Source organism: Pseudoxanthomonas jiangsuensis, assembly GCF_010093185.1.
GTDB lineage: Bacteria > Pseudomonadota > Gammaproteobacteria > Xanthomonadales > Xanthomonadaceae > Pseudoxanthomonas > Pseudoxanthomonas jiangsuensis.
On the sequence record NZ_PDWL01000005.1, the window covers coordinates 88539 to 107455 of the forward strand.

Sequence of the window (18917 nt, forward strand, 5' to 3'; positions counted from 1 at the left end):
CGGCAAGACCGGCTCCTACAGGAAGGGGAAGACCAGCTTCAGCAATCCCTTCAGGCCGCCCTCGGCGCTGCTCGCCACCGCCTTGGCGCCGAGGCTGTTGAGCGCGTTGCGCGCGTCCTCCCAGCGCAGCCGGGACACGTCCTTCTTCAGCAGGTCGGCCAGTTCCTCCGAGGCCGGCGCCAGCGCGCGCAGATGCTTCACCACCGCCTCCGTGTCCGGCTGCAGGAAGCCGCTGCGCTCGGCCAGCGCCACCAGGGTGTCGAAGCGCACCGCCAGCACCTCCCGGTTGCGCTCGTAGACCGGCAAGGCCCCGGCGTCCAGGATCGCCTGCTCGAACTGCTGGCGATCGTCCGGATGCTCGATCCGCACCGCCAGGAACCCGTCCTTGCGGCTGCGCTCGCTGACGTGGCGGCTGCCCGCGCGCAGGTTGGCCTCGTCCAGGACATGGCCCAGGATCCGGCGCAGGGCCGCGTCGGCCTGCTCGGCCACCAGCTGGCGCCAGCGCGCGTAGCCGTCGCGGCGCAACGCGCGCAGCTTGGCCGGAGTCACCCGCAGCTGGCCGGCGGCGGCATGGTTGCTGGCGTTGCGGTCGATCGCGCCGTCGCGCTCCAGCAGGACGAACACCAGCAGCTCCAGGTCGCGCTTGCTCAGCGCGCCGAAGCCCTGCAGCTGGGTCTGGCGCAGGAATTCATGGGCGAAGGCCGCCGGGTCGTTCAGTTCGAGCTGCTGCATGGGACGGGTCTCCTCCGGTGCTGCAGTATCCGCGGCGGGCGTCGCAAGGGCTGGGATCGCGCCCGGCCGTGCGCGACCGGGCGACCAAACGGTTCAGCGCCCGTATTCGCGCCCGGGCCGGTCGGCACGGAAGGTCTCGATCGCGCCGCGGTCCTGCAGGGTCACGTACACGTCGCGGCCATCGGCGCCGCCGAAGGCGACGTTGGTCGGCTTCTGCCCCTTCAGCCGCACCTCGCGCAGCACCTGCCCCTGGGGCGAGACCACCGCGACCACGCCGGCGCCGTAGCGGGCGATGTAGAGGTTGCCGTCGGCGTCGCTGCGCATGCCGTCCAGGCCGTGGTCCGGGAATTCCAGTAAAAGGCGCTTGCCGGCGATGCTGCCGTCGGCGCCGATGTCGTAGGCCCATACCTTGCGCTGCACGCTCTCGTTCACGTACAGCCGCTTGCCGTCGGGGCTGACCTCGATGCCGTTGGTGGTGCCCATCGCCGTCTCCAGCCGGTCCACCCGGCCGTCGCGGCCGATCCGCCAGAGCTGGCCCTGGCCGGTCTTCCAGTCCGGATCGCTGGCGTAGAGGGTGCCGTCCGGGGCGCGGGCGATGTCGTTGGGCTGGTGGGCCGCGGGCAGGTGGGCGAACACCGCCACCGCCTTCGTCGCCGGATCGATCCTCAGCACGTTGTGGCCGCTGTAGTCGGCCACGTACATGGCGCCGTCGTCGCCGAAGCGGATGCCGTTGCCGGTGCTGCCGGCCGGCAGCTCGACGAACAGGGTGGCCGCGCCCTGGCCATCGGCAGCCGGCACCACCTGGCCGATGGTGCCGTCGCGGCCGAAGGCGACCGCGTAGAGCACCCCGCCCGGACCGGTGGCCGGGCCTTCGATCCCTTCGCCGAACACCCCGTCGCCGACGTAGTCGCGGGCCTCGAACAGCGGTGTCGCATCAGCCACCTGCGGCGGCGCCTGCACAGGCGCGGCGGCGCAGGCAGCGAGCGACAGCAGGGCCGGCAGCGCGGCGGCGATCCGCCGGGTGGCGGGACGAGACACGGGCGTGCGGGCGATGGCGGCGTCCTCCGGGCAGGGCGGGCCAGTGTGCCAGAGCGGTCCGCGCATACGCCGCCGTCCGTGGTCGCCGCGTCGACTGTGGCATGGTGCGGACCTGCGCATGTTAGCGGTCACCAGTCCACACATCGCACGCACCCAAGGGAGAGGGCCCATGCACGACACCGCACTTACCCGCCGCCACCTGCTCGCGGCCATGGCCGGCGCCGGGATCGGCGCCGCCCTGCCTTCCGGCATGGCCCGCGCCGCGAACCCGGCCAGCGCCGCGACGCCCACCGCCGCGCGCGGCAAGGACTCGATCGGCGTGGCCCTGATCGGGCTGGGCTACTACGCCACCCACCTGCTCGCGCCCGGCCTGCAGCTGACCCGGCACTGCCACCTGGCCGGCATCGTCACCGGCTCGCCGGAGAAGATCCCGGAGTGGCAGCGCAAGCACGGCATCCCCGACCGCAACGTCTACGGCTACGACGACTTCGACCGGATCGCCGACAACCCGGACATCCAGGCCGTCTACATCGCCACCCCCAACGACCTGCACAAGCCGCTGACCCTGCGCGCGGCCAACGCCGGCAAGCACGTGTGGTGCGAGAAGCCGATGGCGATGGATGCGGCCGAGGGCCAGGCCATGATCGAGGCCTGCCGCGCCAACAAGGTGCAGCTGACCATCGGCTACCGCCTGCAGCACGATCCCATCACCCGCCGACTGATCGCGATGGCGCGCGAGAAGCCGTACGGCAGAATCCTGAAGCTGCGCGCCGAGGCCGGCTTCCACGCCTACGACGACGTCGATCCGGCGAACAAGCCCTGGCGCCTGTTGCCGCAGCACGGCGGCGGCGCGATGTACGACATGGGCGTGTACGCGCTCAACGCCGCCCGCTACACCAGCGGCCAGGAACCGGTGGCGGTGACCGCGCGCCAGGAGGTCGTGCGCGAGCACCTGTTCCAGGGCGTGGACGAGACCATGCACTTCACCCTGGAATTCGCCGACGGGCTGGTCGCCGAATGCGCCACCAGCTTCGGCCGGGAGATGAACACCCTGCGCGCCGACTGCGAGCGCGGCTGGTACGAACTGTCCCCGTTCCAGACCTACGACGGCCTCAAGGGCCGCACCAGCGACGGCCAGACCTTCGCCAGCACCGGCACCTCGCCTTACCAGCAGGCCAAACAGATGGACGACGACGCCCTGGCGATCCTGCAGGGCACCGCGCCGCTGGTGCCCGGGGAGGAGGGCCTGCGCGACATGCGCGTGGTGGACGCGGTGTACGCCTCGGCTCGCGCAGGCGGGAAGCGGATCGTGCTGTGAACGGCATGGGTGGAGCGTACCGGTTTAGGGACGCTTCACCGCCGGCCACCTAGCGTGTGCCGTCCCGACCTTGCGTCCCTCGCTGCCATGATCCGCGTCCGTATCGCGTCCCGATTCGCCGCCGGCCTCTGCCTGGCCCTCGCCAGCGGCGGCGCCCTGGCCCAGGCCACCACCCTGCCCCTGCCGCCGCCCGCGGCGGCGCCGTCCAGCGCGCCGATGCAGCGCCAGAGTGGGATGGTAGTGATCGACGGCGACCACGACGAACGCACCATCGTGCGCTCGTACGAGCCCGACAGCGTGGTCGGCAACTACCGGATCGACTTCGAGGCGCTGGACGCGGATGCCGACGGGCTGATCGACCGCACCGAGGCCAAGGCCAATCCGACCCTGGACGCGGAGTTCCGCGCGGTGGATGCGAACAACGACGGCAAGTTGGACCGCGGCGAACTGTCCGGCTGGCTCCGCTGACGACGCGTCGGCTCAGACCCCGGCCGCGTGCCGCCACAAGGCGCTGCGCAAGGGCGGCAGTTTCCCGGCCAGCCCCAGCAGCGGCCCGCGTGCCAGGGTGGCCAGCGGGTCGGCATTGGAGAACAGCCGGTTGATGCCTTCGAAGGCGTAGGCCGACACCGTGTTGTCGCTGCGCCGACGGCGTGCCCACCTTTGCAGCCGGTGTGCGGCGGTCCAGTCGGACCCGTGCGCGCGCGCCGCCTCCACTTCGGCCAGCAGGGCGGCTACGTCGCGCAGGCCGAGGTTGACGCCCTGCCCGGCCAGCGGATGGACCACGTGGGCGGCATCGCCCAGCACCAGCACCCGTCCCGCCGCCTGCTGCCGCACCAGCTGCCGGCGCAGGGGGAACGCGACCCTCGGCGACACCGGCGCGGCCCGGCCCAGGCGCGCGGCCGAGGCGTCGGTCAGGGCCACGGCGAAGGCTTCGTCGTCCAGCGCCAGCACCCGCGCGGCCTCGTCCTCGGGCAGGGTCCAGACGATCGAACTGCGCCCGTCCACGAACGGCAAGAGCGCCAGCGGCCCGCTCGGCAGGAAACGCTGCCAGGCGGTGTCCTGGTGCGGGGCTTCGGTCTCGATGTAGGCGACCACGCCGCGCTGGCGGTAGTCGTGCGCGTCCAGCTCCAGCCCGGCCAGTCGCCGCAGGTCGGAGCCGGCGCCGTCGGCGGCCACCGCGATCCGCGCTTCCAGCCGGCTGCCGTCGTCCAGGCGCAGGCGGACGCCGGCGGCATCCTGCTCCAGCGCCTCGACCCGAGCGGGGCTGCGCACCTGCACCCCGGCCGCGGCCAGCGCCGCCCACAGGCGGTCGGCCAGCAGGTCGTTCTCGACGATCCAGCCCAGTTCTTCGCGGGCCATGGACGCCGCGTCGAACCGCAGTTCGCCGCCGCCGGCCGCGTCCCAGACCCGCATCCGCCGGTACGGCTGGGCGCGCGCGGCCCGCACCTGCGGCCACACGCCCAGGCGTTCGAGCAGGCCGGCGTTGTCCGGGGCCAGCGCGTACACCCGCAGGTCCGGCTGCGCGGCCGACCAGCGCGGCGCAGGGCGCGGCTCGACCAGGGTCACTTCCAGGCCGGCGCGGGCCAGGGCCAGCGCGCAGGCCGCGCCGACCACGCCACCGCCGGCGACCACCGCGTCCAGGCGCGCACGGCCTTTCACATGCCCCGTCATCGGCACAGCTCCGGGACGTCGCCGCGGAAACCCATCGCCCCGCCGACCAGCCAGGCCTGCAGCCAGCCGGCGCGGGCGGCGGCCAGCAGGCCCAGGCTGCGCAGGGGCCGCAGCAGGGGCAAAGGGTTGCCGGTCAGCCGGGCCAGGCCGTCGGAGAAGGCCAGGGTGCGCTCGCGGTCCTCGCCGCGGCGGTGGGCATAGCGCCGCAGCAGAGCATCGTCGCCGGGATCGGCGGCCTGCGCACGCAGGCCTTCGGCCAGGGTCAGGGCGTCGCGCAGGCCGAGGTTGAAGCCCTGCGCGCCGACCGGGTGGAGGGTCTGGGCGGCGTTGCCGAGCAGCACCGCGCGCGGCGCGACCAGGCCTTCGGCCACCGCCGAGGCGATCGGATAGGCCTGGCGCTCGCCGGCGGCGAGCAGGCGCCCGGCGCGCCAGCCGAACACCTGCTGGATCCGCGCCAGCCAGCCGGCCTCGTCCAGCGCCGCGACCGCTTCGGCCTCGGCCGTGGGCACGCCATGGACCACGCCCCAAGCGCGGTCGCCGCGCGGCAGGAGCGCGGTCGGGCCGCTGTCGGTGAAGCGCTCGTAGGCGGTGCCGTCGGGGGCGCGTTCGCCGCGCACCCGCGCCACGAACAGGGTCTGGCCGTAGTCGTGGCGGCGCACCGCGATGCCCAGCGCGTCGCGCAAGGCGCTGCGGGTGCCGTCGGCGGCCACCAGCAGGCGCGCGCGCAGCTGCAGTTCGCCATCGGCGGTGGCCAGCCGCAGGCCGCGGGTCGCGCCGTCGTCGCCGTCGAGCGCGACGAAGCGCGTGGGCCGGTAGCGGACCAGGCGCGGCAGCTGCGCCAGCCGCGCTTCCAGCGCTTCGCCGAAATCGCGCGCCACCACCACCTGGCCGAAGCTGTCGCGGCCGTAGTCGGACGCGTCCAGCTGCACCCGGCCGAAATCGCCGGCGCGGCTGACGTGGATGCGGCGGATCGGGCCGGCCGGGGCGCGCAGTTCGCGCATCACGCCCAGCGCGTCGAGGGCGTTGACCGAGGCCGCGGCCAGGCTGAGGTTGCGCTGGTCGAACACCGCCGGCAGTTCGCCGGGAGGACTGGCCTCGACCAGGGCCACGTCCAGCGGCAGCCCGTCCAGGGCGATCGCCAGGCTGGCGCCGACCAGGCCGCCGCCGACGATGACGACATCGTGGGTTCGGATCATGCGCGACATGATACGCGGGGGCCGGGAATCGGCAGGCATCGCACCGGAGCGCTCCACCCTGGCTGCCGGCACTGATCCGGCGCATGCCCGGCGGGCCTCGGCTAGAATGCGGCCGGACCACTTCACTGCGCGCGCCATGACCTCCACCCCCCAACGCCTGTTCGTCCTCTTCGTCCTGGCCGTGCTGATGGCGGCCTCGCGCGCGCACGTGTTCGACCACTTCTCGCCACCGGACACCACCTGGGCGACCTTCTTCGTCGCCGGGTTCGTCCTGCGCGGCTGGGGCCGCTGGGCCTTCCCGGCGCTGATGGTGCTGGCGGTGGCGGTGGACTGGTACGTGATCTCCGGCCAGGGCATCGATTTCTGGAGCCACTACTGCGTCTCGCCCGGCTACTGGTGCCTGGTGCCGGCCTACGGCGCGATGTGGGCCGGCGGCGCCTGGCTGCGCCGCCACTACGTGCGCGCCAACTGGGACGCGCTGGGCCGGCTGGCACTGGCCTTCGTGGTCTCGGTCCTGGTCTGCCACCTGATCGCCCAGGGCAGCTTCTACTGGACCAGCGCCAGCGTCGCCGAGCCGACCCTGGCCGGCTGGTGGAAGAACTACACCGACTGGCTGCCGCCGTACCTGGTGACCGCCGGAGTGTACGTGGCCATCGCCGCCGCGGTGCAGGTGGCCGCCGAGCGCATCGGCCCGGCCCTGCGCTCCGGGCGCGACCCCGCCGCGCGCTGAGCCGCGCGGCGAGCGTCCGCCCGTGGGCAACCGCCTCTCGAAGATCTACACCCGCACCGGCGACGACGGCAGCACCGGCCTGGGCGACGGCAGCCGCACCGGCAAGGACGCGCTGCGGGTCGAGGCCTACGGCACGGTGGACGAGGCCAACTCCGCGATCGGCGTGGTCTTGGCCGCGCCGGGCGTGCCCGGAGACGTGCGCGACCTGCTCACCGCCGTGCAGCACCAGCTGTTCGACCTGGGCGGGGAGCTGTGCATCCCCGGCCACGCCGCGATCCGCGGCGAGGACATCGATGCGCTGGAACGCCACCTGGACCGCTACAACGAGGACCTGCCGCCGCTGAAGGACTTCATCCTTCCCGCCGGCGGCGAGGCGGCCGCGCGCTGCCACCTGGCCCGCACCATCGTCCGCCGCGCCGAGCGCCAGACCGTGGCGCTGTCGCGGGCGGAGCAGGTCCGCGGCGAAGCGGTGCGCTACCTCAACCGCCTGTCCGACCTGCTGTTCGTGCTGGCCCGGGTGCTGGCCCGCGCCGACGGCCAGGGCGAAGTGCTGTGGCGGCACGAGCGGCGCAACGCCGCGCCCTGACGGCTCGGCGTTCCCCTGCCGGCAACTCGCGGACCGCTCTTCCGGCTTGCGCTTTGGCTCCGACCAATATCCGATGGCGCCCCTGCCTTCGCCGCGCTACGTTGGCCGCATGCTCGCCTGGACCCATCCCGCCTGCCTGACCCACGATCCGGGCCCCGGCCATCCCGAACAGCCCGCCCGGCTGCGCGTGGTGCTCGACGCCCTGCAGGAGGCCTGGCCCGACCTCGACTGGCGCGACGCCCCCGCCGCCCGCCGCGGCGCCCTGCTCCGGGTCCACGCCGACCGCCTGGTCGACCAGGTGCTCGAACCGCTGCCCGCCGGCCTGCGCCACCTCGACACCGACACCCTGCTCTCTCCCGGCTCGGCCCGCGCCGCCCTGCACGCCGCCGGCGCCGGGATCGCCGCGGTCGACGCCGTGCTGGCCGGCGAAACCACTACCGCCTTCTGCGCCGTGCGCCCCCCCGGCCACCATGCCACCGCCGACACCGCGATGGGCTTCTGCCTGTTCAACAACATCGCCGTGGCCGCCGCCCATGCCCGCGACCAGCACGGCCTGGAACGGATCGCGATCGTCGATTTCGACGTCCATCATGGCAACGGCACCCAGGCCATCTTCCAGCGCGAGCCGAAGGTGGCCTACCTCAGCAGCCACCAGTCCGGCCTATACCCGCATACCGGCAGCGTCCACGAGCGCGGCGCCGGCAACCTGCACAACGTCCTGCTGCCTCCCGGCAGCGGCGGCTTCCGCTTCCGCAACACCTGGCTGGACACCCTGCTGCCGGCGCTGGACGATTTCCGTCCACAGCTGGTCCTGGTCTCGGCCGGGTTCGACGCCCACCTGTCCGACCCGCTGGCCGACCTGATGCTGGACGCCGACGACTTCGCCTGGATCACCGCCGAGCTGCGCACGGTGGCCGCCCGCCACGGCGGCGGCCGGCTGGTGTCGATGCTCGAGGGCGGCTACAACCTCGACGCCCTGGCCGAATGCACGGTGGCCCACGTCGGCGCCCTGCGCGGCTGAAAGCCGGCCGGCCGGGGCCAACCCTGCCACCTTCCGCATGAACCCCGGCCGCCCCCGCGGCGCGCTTTCATTGCCCGCATGCACCCGCATCCGGCAAGCTACCGGCGATTTTCGGCCCGGATGCCCCCTGCCCGTGCGACACCCCCTGCGCCTGCTGCCCCTGTCCCTGAGCATCGCCGCCTGCCTGTCCGGCCCGGCCCTGGCCGCCGACGAGAAGCCGCTGAGCTGGGCCCTGTGCCCGGCCGGCGACGTCCTGGCCCCGTTCGAGGGCGCGCCGCCGGCCGCCCAGCCCGGCGCGCCGGCGCGCAACGAGCAGCCCACCGACATCGCGGGCGACCGGCTCAGCGGCACCGAGACCCAGCCGCAATACCAGGGCAACGTCGCCCTGGTCCGCGGCGACCAGTTCCTCGGCACCGACGACATGCGCTTCGACACCGAGACCGGCACCTACGTGGCCGAGGGCAACGTCCGCTACCAGGACTCGGGCATCCGCATCGTCGCCGACCGCGCCCAAGGCGACCAGGACGCCGACACCCACGTCATCACCAACATCCGCTACCAGCTGGTGGACCGGCGCGGCAACGGCGGCGCCGATTCGATCAACCTGCGCGGCGCCCAGGGCCAACTGCACCACTCCACCTACAGCACCTGCGACCCCGACCAGCGCGCCTGGGAACTGCGCGCGCAGAGGATCGACGTCGACAGCGACGAGGGCTTCGGCGTGGCCCGCAACGCGGTGCTGCGGATGGGCCGGTTCCCGGTGCTGTACGTGCCATGGTTCAAGTTCCCGGTCGACGACCGCCGCCAGACCGGCCTGCTGTACCCGTCGGTGAGCATGTCCGGGCGCAACGGCTTCGACTACCGCCAGCCGGTCTACCTCAACCTGGCGCCGAACTACGACATGACCCTGACCCCGCGCTGGATGAGCAAGCGCGGGCTGATGCTGGACAGCGAGTTCCGCTACCTCTACGAGGGCGGCCGCGGCACGATCGAGGGCGCCTACATGCCCAGCGACGAGCTGCGCGACCGCGACCGCGGCCGCTTCGGCTTCACCGGTTACCACAACATCGACAGCCACTGGCAGGCGCGGGCGAGCCTGGGCTGGGTCAGCGACGACCGCTACGTCGAGGACTTCGCCAACCGCCTCAACGGCGTGTCGGCGTCCTACATCCAGAGCACCGCCGGGGTCTACGGCACCGGCCAGTACTGGAACGCCGGGGCGATGGCCGAGCACTTCCAGCTCACCGACTACACCCTGACCGACGCCAACCTGCCCTACAGCCGGCTGCCGCGGGTGTTCGTGAACTGGGAGCAGCCGCTGGGCCACTGGTTCGACGCCGGCGTGTACGCCGAGGCGGTGCGCTTCCAGCACACCGAGCGCCCCGGCGGCAGCCGCCTGGACGTCAAGCCCTACCTCTCCGCGCGCCTGGCCGGCCCGGCCTGGTACGTGACCCCGACCCTGGCCTGGCGCTACACCGCCTACAAGCTGGACGAGGACCTGGCCGCGCAGCTGGGCGGCGACGATTCGCCCACCCGCAGCCTGCCGGTAGCCAGCCTGGACGCCGGCCTGTACTTCGACCGCGACACCACCTGGGACGGCGACGCCTACCTGCACACCCTGGAGCCGCGGCTGTTCTACCTCAACGCGCCGTACCGCGAGCAGGACGGGCTGCCGCTGTTCGACACCCGGCCCTTCACCTTCAGCTGGGGCCAGCTGTTCCGCGACAACCGCTATTCCGGCGCCGACCGCCAGACCGACGCCAACCAGCTGACCGTGGCCCTGACCACCCGCCTGATCCGCCAGGCCGACGGCCGCGAGAAGCTGTCGGCCAGCCTCGGCCAGATCCGCTACTTCGAGGACTCGCGGGTCGTGGCCCCGGGCGAGACCCCGGTGGCCCAGGGCAAGTCGGCCTGGGTGGCCGACGCCAACTACATGATCAACGACCGCTGGAACCTCGGTGCCTCCTACCAGTGGGACCCCAAGTTCCGGCGCGAGGACCTGGCCAGCGTCCGCGCCCGCTACCTGTGGCCGAACGACGGCGTGGTCAACCTCGGCTACCGCTACCGCCGCGACCTGCTCGAGCAGGCCGACTTCTCCTTCCTGTACCCGGTCAGCCCGACCTGGAGCGTGGTCGGCCGCTACTACCACTCCATCCAGGACGACAAGCTGCTGGAGGCGATCGCCGGCGTGCAGTGGGACAGCTGCTGCCTGGCGGTGCGCGCGCTGGCCCGGCGCTACGTGCGCAACCGCGAGGGCGACCTGGACAACGCCATTCAGGTCGAATTCGTGCTCAAGGGCCTAGGGTCGGCCGGCCAGGACACGGAGCGGACTTTGCGCCGTGCTATTCTCGGCTACCACCGCGACGACCTCTACCTGGTCCCGCCGAGCAACACCACGCCCGATCCGGACGATTACGATCCGAACCTCATTCCCTGAGTCCATGAGCCGACGCCTCCGCCTTCCCGCGATCCTCCTGGCGGCCGCCGCCGCGCTGTCCGCCGTCCCCTTCGCCGCGCCCGCCCAGCAGACGCAACCGATCGAGCGCATCGCCGCGATCGTGGACGAGGACGTGATCCTGCAGAGCGAACTGGACCTGGCGATGCGCAACGTCGTCGGCCAGTACGCCGGCCGCGAGAACCAGCTGCCGCCGCGCGCGGTGCTCGAGCGCCAGGTGCTCGAGCGCCTGGTCCTGGTCAAGCTGCAGGTCGCCCGCGCCCGCTCCAACGGCATCCGCGTCGGCGATCAGGAGATCAACCAGGCCGTCGCCCAGATCGCCCAGCAGAACGGCCTGTCGGTCGACGGCCTGCGCCAGCGCCTGGCCGCCGACGGCCTGGCGTTCGACGAGTTCCGCCGCTCGCTGTCCGACGAGATCACCGTCCAGCGCCTGCGCCAGAGCTACGCCCAGCGGGTCAACGTCAGCGAGGGCGAGGTCGACGCGGCCCTGGCCCAGCAGGCCAGCGGCGGCCGCCAGTACCACCTGGCCCACATCCTGGTCGCCCTGCCCGACGGCGCCACCGCCGAGCAGATCGCCACCGGCCAGCGCAAGATCGACGGCATCAAGAACGTGATCGACAAGGGCGAGATGGACTTCGCCGCCGCCGCGGTGCGCTACTCCGACAGCCCCAACGCGCTGGAAGGCGGCGACCTGGGCTGGCGCAGCCTGGACGAGATCCCGGCCGCCTTCGCCACCCGCATCCGCGACCTGCAGGCCGGACAGATCCTCGGTCCGATCCGCGGTCCCAGCGGCTTCCAGCTGCTGCGCCTGGTCGAGAGCCGCGACGCCTCGCAGGCGGCCCAGCGCACCGTCACCGAATACCACGTCCGCCACATCCTGGTCCGGATCAACGACCGCCAGGACGAGGCCGCGGCCAAGGCCAAGATCGACACCCTGCGCGCGCGCGTGGTCGGCGGCGCCGACTTCCAGGAAGTGGCGCGCGAGTCCTCCGAGGACAACGGCACCCGCGGCCAGGGCGGCGATCTGGGATGGTTCCCGGCCGATGCCTACGGTGCCGACTTCGGCCGCCAGGTGACCTCCCTGGCCGATGGCGGGATTTCCCAGCCGTTCCGCAGCGACGCCGGCTGGCACGTGATCCAGCGCGTGGCCGAGCGTGAGCAGGACGTCACCGACGCCAACCAGCGCGCCCAGGTCCGCGAGACCATCGGCCGGCGCAAGCTGGAAGAAGAGTACGACCGCTACCTTCAGGAGATGCGCGGCGAAGCCTACATCGTCCTGCGCGCCGGCGACCGCGCCGAAGACACGTCCGCCGCGCCGCCGGCCGGCAGCTGAGCCGGAGCCGGCCGTGACGCCCCCCCGGCTCGCCCTGGTACCCGGCGAACCGGCCGGGGTCGGACCGGAACTGTGCGTGCGCCTGGCCCAGCGGCCACGGCGCGATTGCCGGCTGGTCGCCTTCGCCGACCCGGCCACCCTGCAGGCCGCCGCCGATGCGCTGGCCCTGCCCCTGAACCTGCTGCACGAGGATCAGGAGGCGCGCGCGCCCGGCGACCTGCCCTTGCGCATGTTCCCCAATGCCAACGCGGTGGCGTTCGGCGCCCCCGATCCGCGCAACGCCCGCGCGGTGATCGACGCCCTGCTCGGTGCGGCCGCGGGCTGCCTGGCCGGGGAATTCGCCGGCATGGTCACCGGTCCGGTGCAGAAGTCCACGATCAACGAGGGCGGCATCCCCTACACCGGCACCACCGAACTGCTGGCCGAGCACGCCGGCCGCGAGGTGGTGATGATGCTGGCCAACGACATCGTCCGCGTGGCCCTGGCCACCACCCACCTGCCATTGCGCCAGGTCGCCGACGCGATCGACGCCGGCCTGCTACGCAAGGTCCTGCGGACCACCCACGAGTCGCTGCGCCGCGACTTCGGCCTGTCGGCGCCGGTGATCGGGGTGCTGGGCCTGAATCCGCACGCCGGCGAGAACGGCCACCTCGGCCACGAGGAGATCGAGACGATCGTCCCGGTGCTGGAGGAACTGCGCGCGCAGGGCATGGCCCTGGTCGGCCCCTTGCCGGCCGACACCGCGTTCCTGCCCGGCAAGCTGCGCGGCTTCGACGCGGTCCTGGCGATGTACCACGACCAGGGCCTGCCGACGCTGAAGTACAGCGGTTTCGAGCACGCGGTAAACCTGACCCTGGGCCTGCCCTACCCGCGGGTGGCGGTGGATCACGGCACCGCCCTGGACCTGGCCGGCCGAGGCCTGGCCGATCCCTCCAGCCTGGAGGCGGCGGTGGCCACCTGCGCGCGCATCGCCCGGCAGCGGCAGCTGCTGCTGTAGCCGGTCTCGCCGGCGACCGCCATGACTAGGCATCTGCGTGCAACCGGGACCAGTGATCTGTCCGCCTCCACGATCGCCGGCAAGACCGGCCCCTACAAGCTGGAGCAGAGCAAAGTCACTGGGTCCCGGCGTTCGCCGGGATGACGTTGGTAAAAGTCCTGAACCCACCGCGTGCAGAAGGTGGGCTTTCGACGCGCCAGAGAAAGCCTCAGCCGCCGCGCGCCTCCAGCGCCGCGACCGCCGGCAGGGTCTTGCCTTCCAGGAATTCCAGGAACGCGCCGCCGCCGGTGGAGATGTAGCTGACCCCGCCGGCGATCCCGTACTTGTCCACCGCCGCCAGGGTGTCGCCGCCGCCGGCGATCGAGAACGCCGGCGATTGCGCGATCGCCCGCGCCAGAGTCTCGGTGCCCTTGCCGAAGGCGTCGAACTCGAACACGCCCACCGGCCCGTTCCACACCACCGTGCCCGCCGCCTTGATCAGTTCGGCGTACTGCGCCGCGGTCTGCGGACCGATGTCCAGGATCAGGTCGTCCGCGGCCACCGCATCGACCGCCTTGACCGTGGCCGGCGCGTCAGCGGCGAACGCCGGCGCCACCACCACGTCCACCGGCATCGGGATCTGCGCGCCGCGCGCCCTGGCGTCGGCGTCGATCTTCTTCGCCGTCTCCAGCAGGTCGGCCTCGTACAGCGACTTGCCCACGGCGTGACCGGCCGCGGCGATGAAGGTGTTGGCGATGCCGCCGCCGACGATCAGCTGGTCGACCTTGCCGACCAGGCTGGTCAGCAGCTCCAGCTTGGTCGAGACCTTGCTGCCGGCCACGATCGCCAGCAGGGGCCGCGCCGGGTTGGCCAGGGCCTTGTCCAGGGCATCGAGCTCGGCCATCAGCAGGGGGCCGCCGGCGGCGACCGGGGCGTGGCGGATCACGCCGTGGGTGGAAGCCTGGGCGCGGTGCGCGGTGCCGAAGGCGTCCATCACGAACACGTCGCACAGCGCCGCGTACTTCTTCGACAGGGACTCGTCGTCCTTGCCCTCACCCACGTTCATCCGGCAGTTCTCGAGCAGCACCACCTGGCCCGGGGCCACGTCCACGCCGTCGACCCAGTCCTTCACCAGCGGCACGTCCACGCCCAGCAGCTGCGACAGGCGCGCGGCCACCGGCGCCAGCGAGTCGGCCTCGCTCCACACGCCTTCCTTCGGCCGGCCCAGGTGCGAGGTGACCATCACCGCCGCGCCCTTCTCCAGCGCCAGCTTCAGGGTCGGTACCGAGGCGGTGATGCGCTGCTCGGAGGTGATCCTGCCGCCGTCGATCGGCACGTTGAGGTCCTGCCGGATCAGCACGCGCTTGCCAGCGAGGTCGAGGTCGGTCATCCGCAGGATCGTCATGGGGTCGGTCTCATCGAGGGGGGAAGAAGTCGGGGCATTGCCCGATGCCGCGGCGCAGGCCGCGAAAGGCCCGCATTGTCCCGCCGTGGCGGAACGGGGGCAAACCTGGTGTAGGAGCCGGTCTTGCCGGCGACCGCCATGGCGAAAGGATCATTGGCAACGACCCGTCATTGCCATGGTCGCCGGCAAGACCGGCTCCTACAAGGAAGGCGGATCAAGGCTCCCCGCGCTGCCGCAGCAGGCTCAGGCCGAGCAGGGCCACCATCAGCGCGCCGCCGACCAGCAGGGACCACAGCAGCCAGCCCTTCCAGTCGTGCTCTCGCCGGGGGGCCAGCGCGGCGTCGCCGGCCAGTTCCTGCGGCGCGTCGGCCAGGTAGGCGGGGGCCGGCTGCCAGTCGGCGCCGCGCTGGCGGCGCAAGGCCTCGAGCAGGGCCGGGATCGGCGCCTCGCCGCGGCCGGCGCGGGCGCTGCCGGCGGCCAGCGCGTACGGCGGCGCGCCCTGGGCCAGGAACACCGCCACCTCCGGCCGGTAGCCCAGGCGTAGCACCGGCGCCGCATCGCCCACCGGGGTGGACGCGCTCAGCCGCCAGTGGCGGTCGCGCACCACCGAAGCCAGCGTCGCGGGCTCGGACCGGTCGCGCGCATCGCCGCCGGCCTCGACCTGCCAGGCCATCCACGGCCCGGCCCGCCAGGTCCAGGCGGCGTCGGCGTCCTCGCGGCTGTGCAGGGTCCATTCGACCGCGCTGTTGCCGGGCAGGACCACGTCGGCGCGCGCGACCGGGAAGCGGCCGGGGAGCACGAACTCGAAACCATCGCGGCCTGCGTCGCGGCGGCGCTGGCCCTGGATCTCCAGCCACTGCCACTGCGCCTGCGCCGGCGGCGGCGCCAGTTCGGCCGAGACCACCGTCAGCTGCGGCCCGGGGCCGGGGCGCAAGGGCTGCAGGCGCAGGTAGCGGGCCTGGCCGTCCAGCTCGATCCGGCCCTGGCGCAGGCGTTCGCCGTCGCGCTGCAGGTCCAGCAGGGTGGTGCCCGGGTTGAGCGTGCGCCAGTCGCGCAGGTCGTCGCTGCCCTCGACCCGGTAGCCGGCCTGCCAGGGCTGCGCCGGTGCCTCCCAGTCCAGGCGCAGCGCGCGCAGCGGCTCGCGCAGGCGGCTGGCGTCGACCAGCCACTGCCCGCCGGCCTGCGCGGCGGCCGCGGGTGCATCCATCCCGGCCTCGATCCTGAGGATGCTGCCGTCCGCGTTGCGCTCAGCGATCAGGCGGATGTCGGCGCCGCCGGCCGCCGGCGCGTTCGCCGGCAACGGGAACCACGGCAAGGCCAGCACCCGCGGGGCCTGCGCCAGCGGCTGCGCCGGCGACAGCACCGCGGCCGGCAAGGCCTGGCCGGCCGCGTTGAAGACCTCCACGTCGGCCAGCGCGTGGTCGCCGGCCTGGCGGTACACCGCCTCGTCCAGCACCACCCGGTAGGCGCCGGCGTCGGCCTGGCCCAGGGTCAGCGGCCACTGCCGCGCGTAGTCCTCGCGCGGACCGGCCAGCGCGGCCGCCTGGATCAGGACCAGGCCCAGCGACAGCAACAGCGCCACGCGGCGCCAGCGTCTGCTCGCGCCGATGCGACGGCCCTGCCCGTCCATGCCTGCCTGCGGACTCATGCCTGCGCTTCCTCCACGGCCGTCAGGCGCGGCGGCGCCGGCGCCAGATAGCCCACGATCGTGCACAGCACGCCGTAGGCCATGAACGAGACGATCCCGGTCAGGTTGCCCAGGTGCGAACGGTCCACCAGGACCAGCTTGGCCAGGACCACGGCCATCAGCACCGCGCCAGCCAGCCACAGCCCACGCCGGCCGCGGCGCGAGCCGATGATCCAGCCGAGCACGCCGAGCACGCTCCAGACCACGGTCAGGCTGGTCTGGGCCAGGCTGGACGAGAGCAGGCCGGCATTCCAGCCGATCCCGCCCCAGTAGTGCACGCCGCGCAGGGTGGTGGCGCTCAGCAAAAGGAAGCCGCCCAGCGCCAGCACCCCGATGCGCGCGCGCTGCAGGCCGGCCGGCGCGTGTTCCGAACCGAGCCAGGCCACGCCCAGTGCGAGCGCCAGCAGCTGCGCCAGCTCGCCCGGATTGAGCCAAGGCAGCCAGGCCAGCGGGGCCGGCGGCAGCGGCCGGGTCAGCGCCGCCAGCCAAGCCGCCGCCAGCACCGCGAACGCCAGCCACAGCACCGGCACACGCAGACGCGCGGCCCGTTCCTCCTCGCGCGGGAACGCCAGCCACGACCAGCGCCACAGGCCCAGCGCGGCCAGTGCCAGCCACGGCAGCATCACCAGCGCCACCTGCCAGCCCTGGCCGAGGCCGGCGTCGGCGGCCAGCCAATGGCCTTCCATCGACAGCACGCAAGGCCACAGCAGCCACCACACGAACTGGGCCGCGCCGGCGCCGCCGTCGTCGTCCCCGCGCAGGCAGCCGAGGCTGCGCAGCCCGAGCGCGGCGAACGCCACCCAGGCCAGCGCGCCATAGCCGCCGCCGAAGGGATGCGCATGCACCGCGTCCTGCCACAGCGCCAGCGGCGCCGCGGCGAGGAAGGCGGCGAACACGGTGAACGCCAGCGCAGGCGCCGGCCTGCGGCGCTGGACCTCGGCCGCGATCCAGCCGCTGAGCGCGGCCATGGCCAGCAGCGCATCCGGCCGCACCGCGGCCTCGACGAAGCGCTGCACCTCGTGCACGCACAGCCCGGCCCACCAGGCCAGGCCCCACAGGTAGAACGGCAATGCCAGCCCGTCCTGGCCGTGCGCGCGCGCCGCCCAGGCGCTGGCCAGGCCGGCCAGGGCGATCAGCAGCATGCCCATCGCGGTCGGGTTGAACAGCGCGCGCGCGTCGGCCCCGACCGCATCCAGGCCCGCCAGCAAAGCGACCGCGGCCAGCAACTGCAGGAGCGCACCGGTGAAGCGCGGCAGCCAGCGCCCCTGGCGCAGGCCCAGCCAGACCAGGCCGGCGCCCTCCAGCGCGAACACGCTGGCCGTGGCCCGCGCCGACAGCGCCAGCGGCACCGCCAGGGTGGCGAAGCCCACCGCCAGGATCGCGTACGACTGGCCGAGCACGGTGTAGCCGGCGCGGCGCAGCAAGGCCCAGGCCAACCCCGCATACAGCACGCCCAGGCCCAGGGCGCAGAACGCCAGCGGCAACCGGCTGCCCCCGGCCATCACCCCCTGCAGCAGCCCGGCCTGCAGGGCGAAGGCGACCAGCGGCGTGCCGAACACCAGGCAGCCGTCGACCAGGTCGCGCCGCCCTTCCGGCCGCCGGCGCGCGAACAGGATCGGCACCGCCAGGTAGAACAGGAAGAACAGCGCCAGGAACGGCTGGGTGCTGGCGTATTTCCCGGGCAGGTAGGCGCCCACGCCCCAGACGGTGCCGATGCCGAAGGTGAAGGCGAAGCCGAGCAGGTTGAGGATCCGCCAGGCCTTGAACCAGGCGATCGCCACGATCGCCGCGTTGAGCAGCGCGTAGTACGAGAACAGCGCCACGTGGTTGCCTTGGCCGGTGGACAGCCAGATCGGCGCCAGGAAACCGGCCAGCAGCGCGAACACCGCCAGCGCCTTCGCGTCCTGCAGCACCGCCAGCAGGCCCATGCCCGCCACCAGCATCACGCTGAGCGCGAACGCCGGCCCGGCGTCGATCATCCCGTACAGCTTGAATGCGGCGAACACCACCAGCAGGAGCACGCCGATCGCCCCGCCCTGCAGGCTCAGGGCGAAGCTGCGGTTGCTGTCGCGCCGGCGCCAGGCGAAGGCCAGCGCGCCCAAAGCGGCGGCGGCCACGCCGGCCAGGCGCAGCTCCATCGGCAGCACGAACAGGCCCTGGTCGCTGGCGTACTTGAGCAAAGCGGCCACGCCGGCCAGCAACACCAGCACGCCGATCTTGACCGGCACGTTGCCGACGGTGAACCAGCGCTTGACCATGCGCAGCACCGGATTGTCCGCTGCGGGCGCCTCGCGGCGCGGCTGGCGCGGGGCCGGCGATACGGCCGAAGGCGCTTCCCCGCGCGGGACGCGGGCGGCGGCCGGCAAGGGCGGTGGGACTGCACCCGCGGGAGAAGCCGGGCCGGGCGGCGGCGCGGGAACGGGTTGGGGGCGCGGAACGGCGGGGCCGGCGGCCGGCGACATCTCCGGCGGCGTCACCGAGGTTCCCGGCGCATCCGTAGTGGGGCTGGCAGCCTTGGGCGTCGGCACCCCTGCGGCCGGCGTGGGTCCGGACCCGGCCTGATCGCGCATGCGCTCGGCCAGGGTGCGTTCGTCCGTTTCCTCGGGTGCGGCCCGTGCCGCGGGAGCGGCGGCGTGGAAGGCGGACGGCCGCGCGGATTCGTCCTGCCGCATCGCCGGCGCGCGTGCGGCCAGCGCCTGCTCCAGCGCGGCCACGCGCTGCTTCAACCCCGCCAGCGACACCAGGGCCACGATCAGCAGCACCGGCATG

General features: G+C 73.3%; 15 protein-coding genes. 8 read left to right on the top strand and 7 right to left on the bottom strand.

Annotated elements, in window-relative coordinates; translation table 11 throughout:
- Positions 1 to 15: 15 nt before the first annotated feature.
- The gene (locus tag CSC62_RS04790) at positions 16 to 732 is read right to left on the bottom strand and encodes a hypothetical protein (protein WP_162405032.1); all 717 of its coding nucleotides are present in this window, start codon (positions 730 to 732) and stop codon (positions 16 to 18) included.
- Positions 733 to 825: 93 nt separating this feature from the next.
- The gene (locus CSC62_RS04795) at positions 826 to 1770 is read right to left on the bottom strand and encodes an SMP-30/gluconolactonase/LRE family protein (protein ID WP_425501991.1); all 945 of its coding nucleotides are present in this window, start codon (positions 1768 to 1770) and stop codon (positions 826 to 828) included.
- A gap of 169 nt (positions 1771 to 1939) precedes the next feature.
- Here CSC62_RS04795 and CSC62_RS04800 point away from each other — a divergent pair, with 169 nt between their 5' ends.
- Together CSC62_RS04800 and CSC62_RS04805 are read left to right on the top strand one after the other, a co-directional pair.
- Positions 1940 to 3088 (top strand): Gfo/Idh/MocA family protein, encoded by a 1149-nt coding sequence (locus CSC62_RS04800; protein WP_162405034.1) that lies wholly within the window; start codon positions 1940 to 1942, stop codon positions 3086 to 3088.
- An 87-nt stretch (positions 3089 to 3175) separates the two neighbouring features.
- Positions 3176 to 3556, top strand: coding sequence for an EF-hand domain-containing protein (locus tag CSC62_RS04805; protein WP_162405035.1), 381 nt, complete (start codon positions 3176 to 3178; stop codon positions 3554 to 3556).
- 12 nt (positions 3557 to 3568) lie between these two features.
- Here CSC62_RS04805 and CSC62_RS04810 read toward each other — a convergent pair whose 3' ends face one another.
- Together CSC62_RS04810 and ubiH are read right to left on the bottom strand one after the other, a co-directional pair.
- The gene (locus CSC62_RS04810) at positions 3569 to 4747 is read right to left on the bottom strand and encodes a UbiH/UbiF family hydroxylase (RefSeq protein ID WP_162405102.1); all 1179 of its coding nucleotides are present in this window, start codon (positions 4745 to 4747) and stop codon (positions 3569 to 3571) included.
- Between the two features lie 8 nt (positions 4748 to 4755).
- Entirely contained in the window at positions 4756 to 5955 is a 1200-nt protein-coding gene (ubiH, locus tag CSC62_RS04815; RefSeq protein WP_162405036.1) for a 2-octaprenyl-6-methoxyphenyl hydroxylase, read from the bottom strand.
- A gap of 136 nt (positions 5956 to 6091) precedes the next feature.
- Here ubiH and CSC62_RS04820 point away from each other — a divergent pair, with 136 nt between their 5' ends.
- The 6 genes from CSC62_RS04820 to pdxA all read left to right on the top strand — a co-directional run bounded on the left by CSC62_RS04820 (position 6092) and on the right by pdxA (position 13077).
- Positions 6092 to 6685 (top strand): hypothetical protein, encoded by a 594-nt coding sequence (locus CSC62_RS04820; RefSeq protein WP_162405037.1) that lies wholly within the window; start codon positions 6092 to 6094, stop codon positions 6683 to 6685.
- 22 nt (positions 6686 to 6707) lie between these two features.
- Positions 6708 to 7271: a cob(I)yrinic acid a,c-diamide adenosyltransferase gene (locus CSC62_RS04825; RefSeq protein ID WP_162405038.1), complete on the top strand. Its 564-nt coding sequence runs from the start codon at positions 6708 to 6710 to the stop codon at positions 7269 to 7271.
- A gap of 109 nt (positions 7272 to 7380) precedes the next feature.
- Positions 7381 to 8292, top strand: coding sequence for a histone deacetylase family protein (locus CSC62_RS04830; RefSeq protein ID WP_162405103.1), 912 nt, complete (start codon positions 7381 to 7383; stop codon positions 8290 to 8292).
- A gap of 133 nt (positions 8293 to 8425) precedes the next feature.
- Positions 8426 to 10729, top strand: coding sequence for an LPS assembly protein LptD (gene lptD / locus CSC62_RS04835; RefSeq protein ID WP_246194186.1), 2304 nt, complete (start codon positions 8426 to 8428; stop codon positions 10727 to 10729).
- Positions 10730 to 10733: 4 nt separating this feature from the next.
- On the top strand, positions 10734 to 12080 hold the full coding sequence (locus CSC62_RS04840; protein WP_162405040.1) for a peptidylprolyl isomerase: 1347 nt from the start codon (positions 10734 to 10736) through the stop codon (positions 12078 to 12080).
- A gap of 13 nt (positions 12081 to 12093) precedes the next feature.
- Complete coding sequence (pdxA, locus tag CSC62_RS04845; RefSeq protein WP_162405041.1) at positions 12094 to 13077, top strand: 4-hydroxythreonine-4-phosphate dehydrogenase PdxA; 984 nt, start codon at positions 12094 to 12096, stop codon at positions 13075 to 13077.
- Positions 13078 to 13285: 208 nt separating this feature from the next.
- Here the strand turns inward: pdxA and CSC62_RS04850 are convergent, their stop codons facing one another.
- From CSC62_RS04850 to CSC62_RS04860, 3 genes are all read right to left on the bottom strand, one after another.
- On the bottom strand, positions 13286 to 14461 hold the full coding sequence (locus tag CSC62_RS04850; RefSeq protein WP_162405042.1) for a phosphoglycerate kinase: 1176 nt from the start codon (positions 14459 to 14461) through the stop codon (positions 13286 to 13288).
- A gap of 214 nt (positions 14462 to 14675) precedes the next feature.
- Complete coding sequence (locus CSC62_RS04855) at positions 14676 to 16109, bottom strand: DUF3999 domain-containing protein (RefSeq protein WP_246194188.1); 1434 nt, start codon at positions 16107 to 16109, stop codon at positions 14676 to 14678.
- On the bottom strand, positions 16106 to 18916 hold the full coding sequence (locus CSC62_RS04860; protein ID WP_425501992.1) for a DUF2339 domain-containing protein: 2811 nt from the start codon (positions 18914 to 18916) through the stop codon (positions 16106 to 16108). The genes CSC62_RS04855 and CSC62_RS04860 overlap by 4 nt, the downstream gene beginning before the upstream one ends.
- Position 18917 lies beyond the last annotated feature (1 nt).

What these genes read in the sequence shown, in the direction of transcription:
- CSC62_RS04800 (WP_162405034.1), top strand. Translation starts at nt 1,940, where the DNA reads ATGCACGACACCGCACTTACCCGCCGCCACCTGCTCGCGGCCATGGCC.
- CSC62_RS04850 (WP_162405042.1), bottom strand. Translation starts at nt 14,461, where the DNA reads ATGACGATCCTGCGGATGACCGACCTCGACCTCGCTGGCAAGCGCGTG.
- CSC62_RS04830 (WP_162405103.1), top strand. Translation starts at nt 7,381, where the DNA reads ATGCTCGCCTGGACCCATCCCGCCTGCCTGACCCACGATCCGGGCCCC.
- CSC62_RS04860 (WP_425501992.1), bottom strand. Translation starts at nt 18,916, where the DNA reads ATGCCGGTGCTGCTGATCGTGGCCCTGGTGTCGCTGGCGGGGTTGAAG.
- CSC62_RS04855 (WP_246194188.1), bottom strand. Translation starts at nt 16,109, where the DNA reads ATGAGTCCGCAGGCAGGCATGGACGGGCAGGGCCGTCGCATCGGCGCG.
- CSC62_RS04805 (WP_162405035.1), top strand. Translation starts at nt 3,176, where the DNA reads ATGATCCGCGTCCGTATCGCGTCCCGATTCGCCGCCGGCCTCTGCCTG.
- CSC62_RS04790 (WP_162405032.1), bottom strand. Translation starts at nt 732, where the DNA reads ATGCAGCAGCTCGAACTGAACGACCCGGCGGCCTTCGCCCATGAATTC.
- CSC62_RS04840 (WP_162405040.1), top strand. Translation starts at nt 10,734, where the DNA reads ATGAGCCGACGCCTCCGCCTTCCCGCGATCCTCCTGGCGGCCGCCGCC.
- CSC62_RS04820 (WP_162405037.1), top strand. Translation starts at nt 6,092, where the DNA reads ATGACCTCCACCCCCCAACGCCTGTTCGTCCTCTTCGTCCTGGCCGTG.
- ubiH (WP_162405036.1), bottom strand. Translation starts at nt 5,955, where the DNA reads ATGATCCGAACCCACGATGTCGTCATCGTCGGCGGCGGCCTGGTCGGC.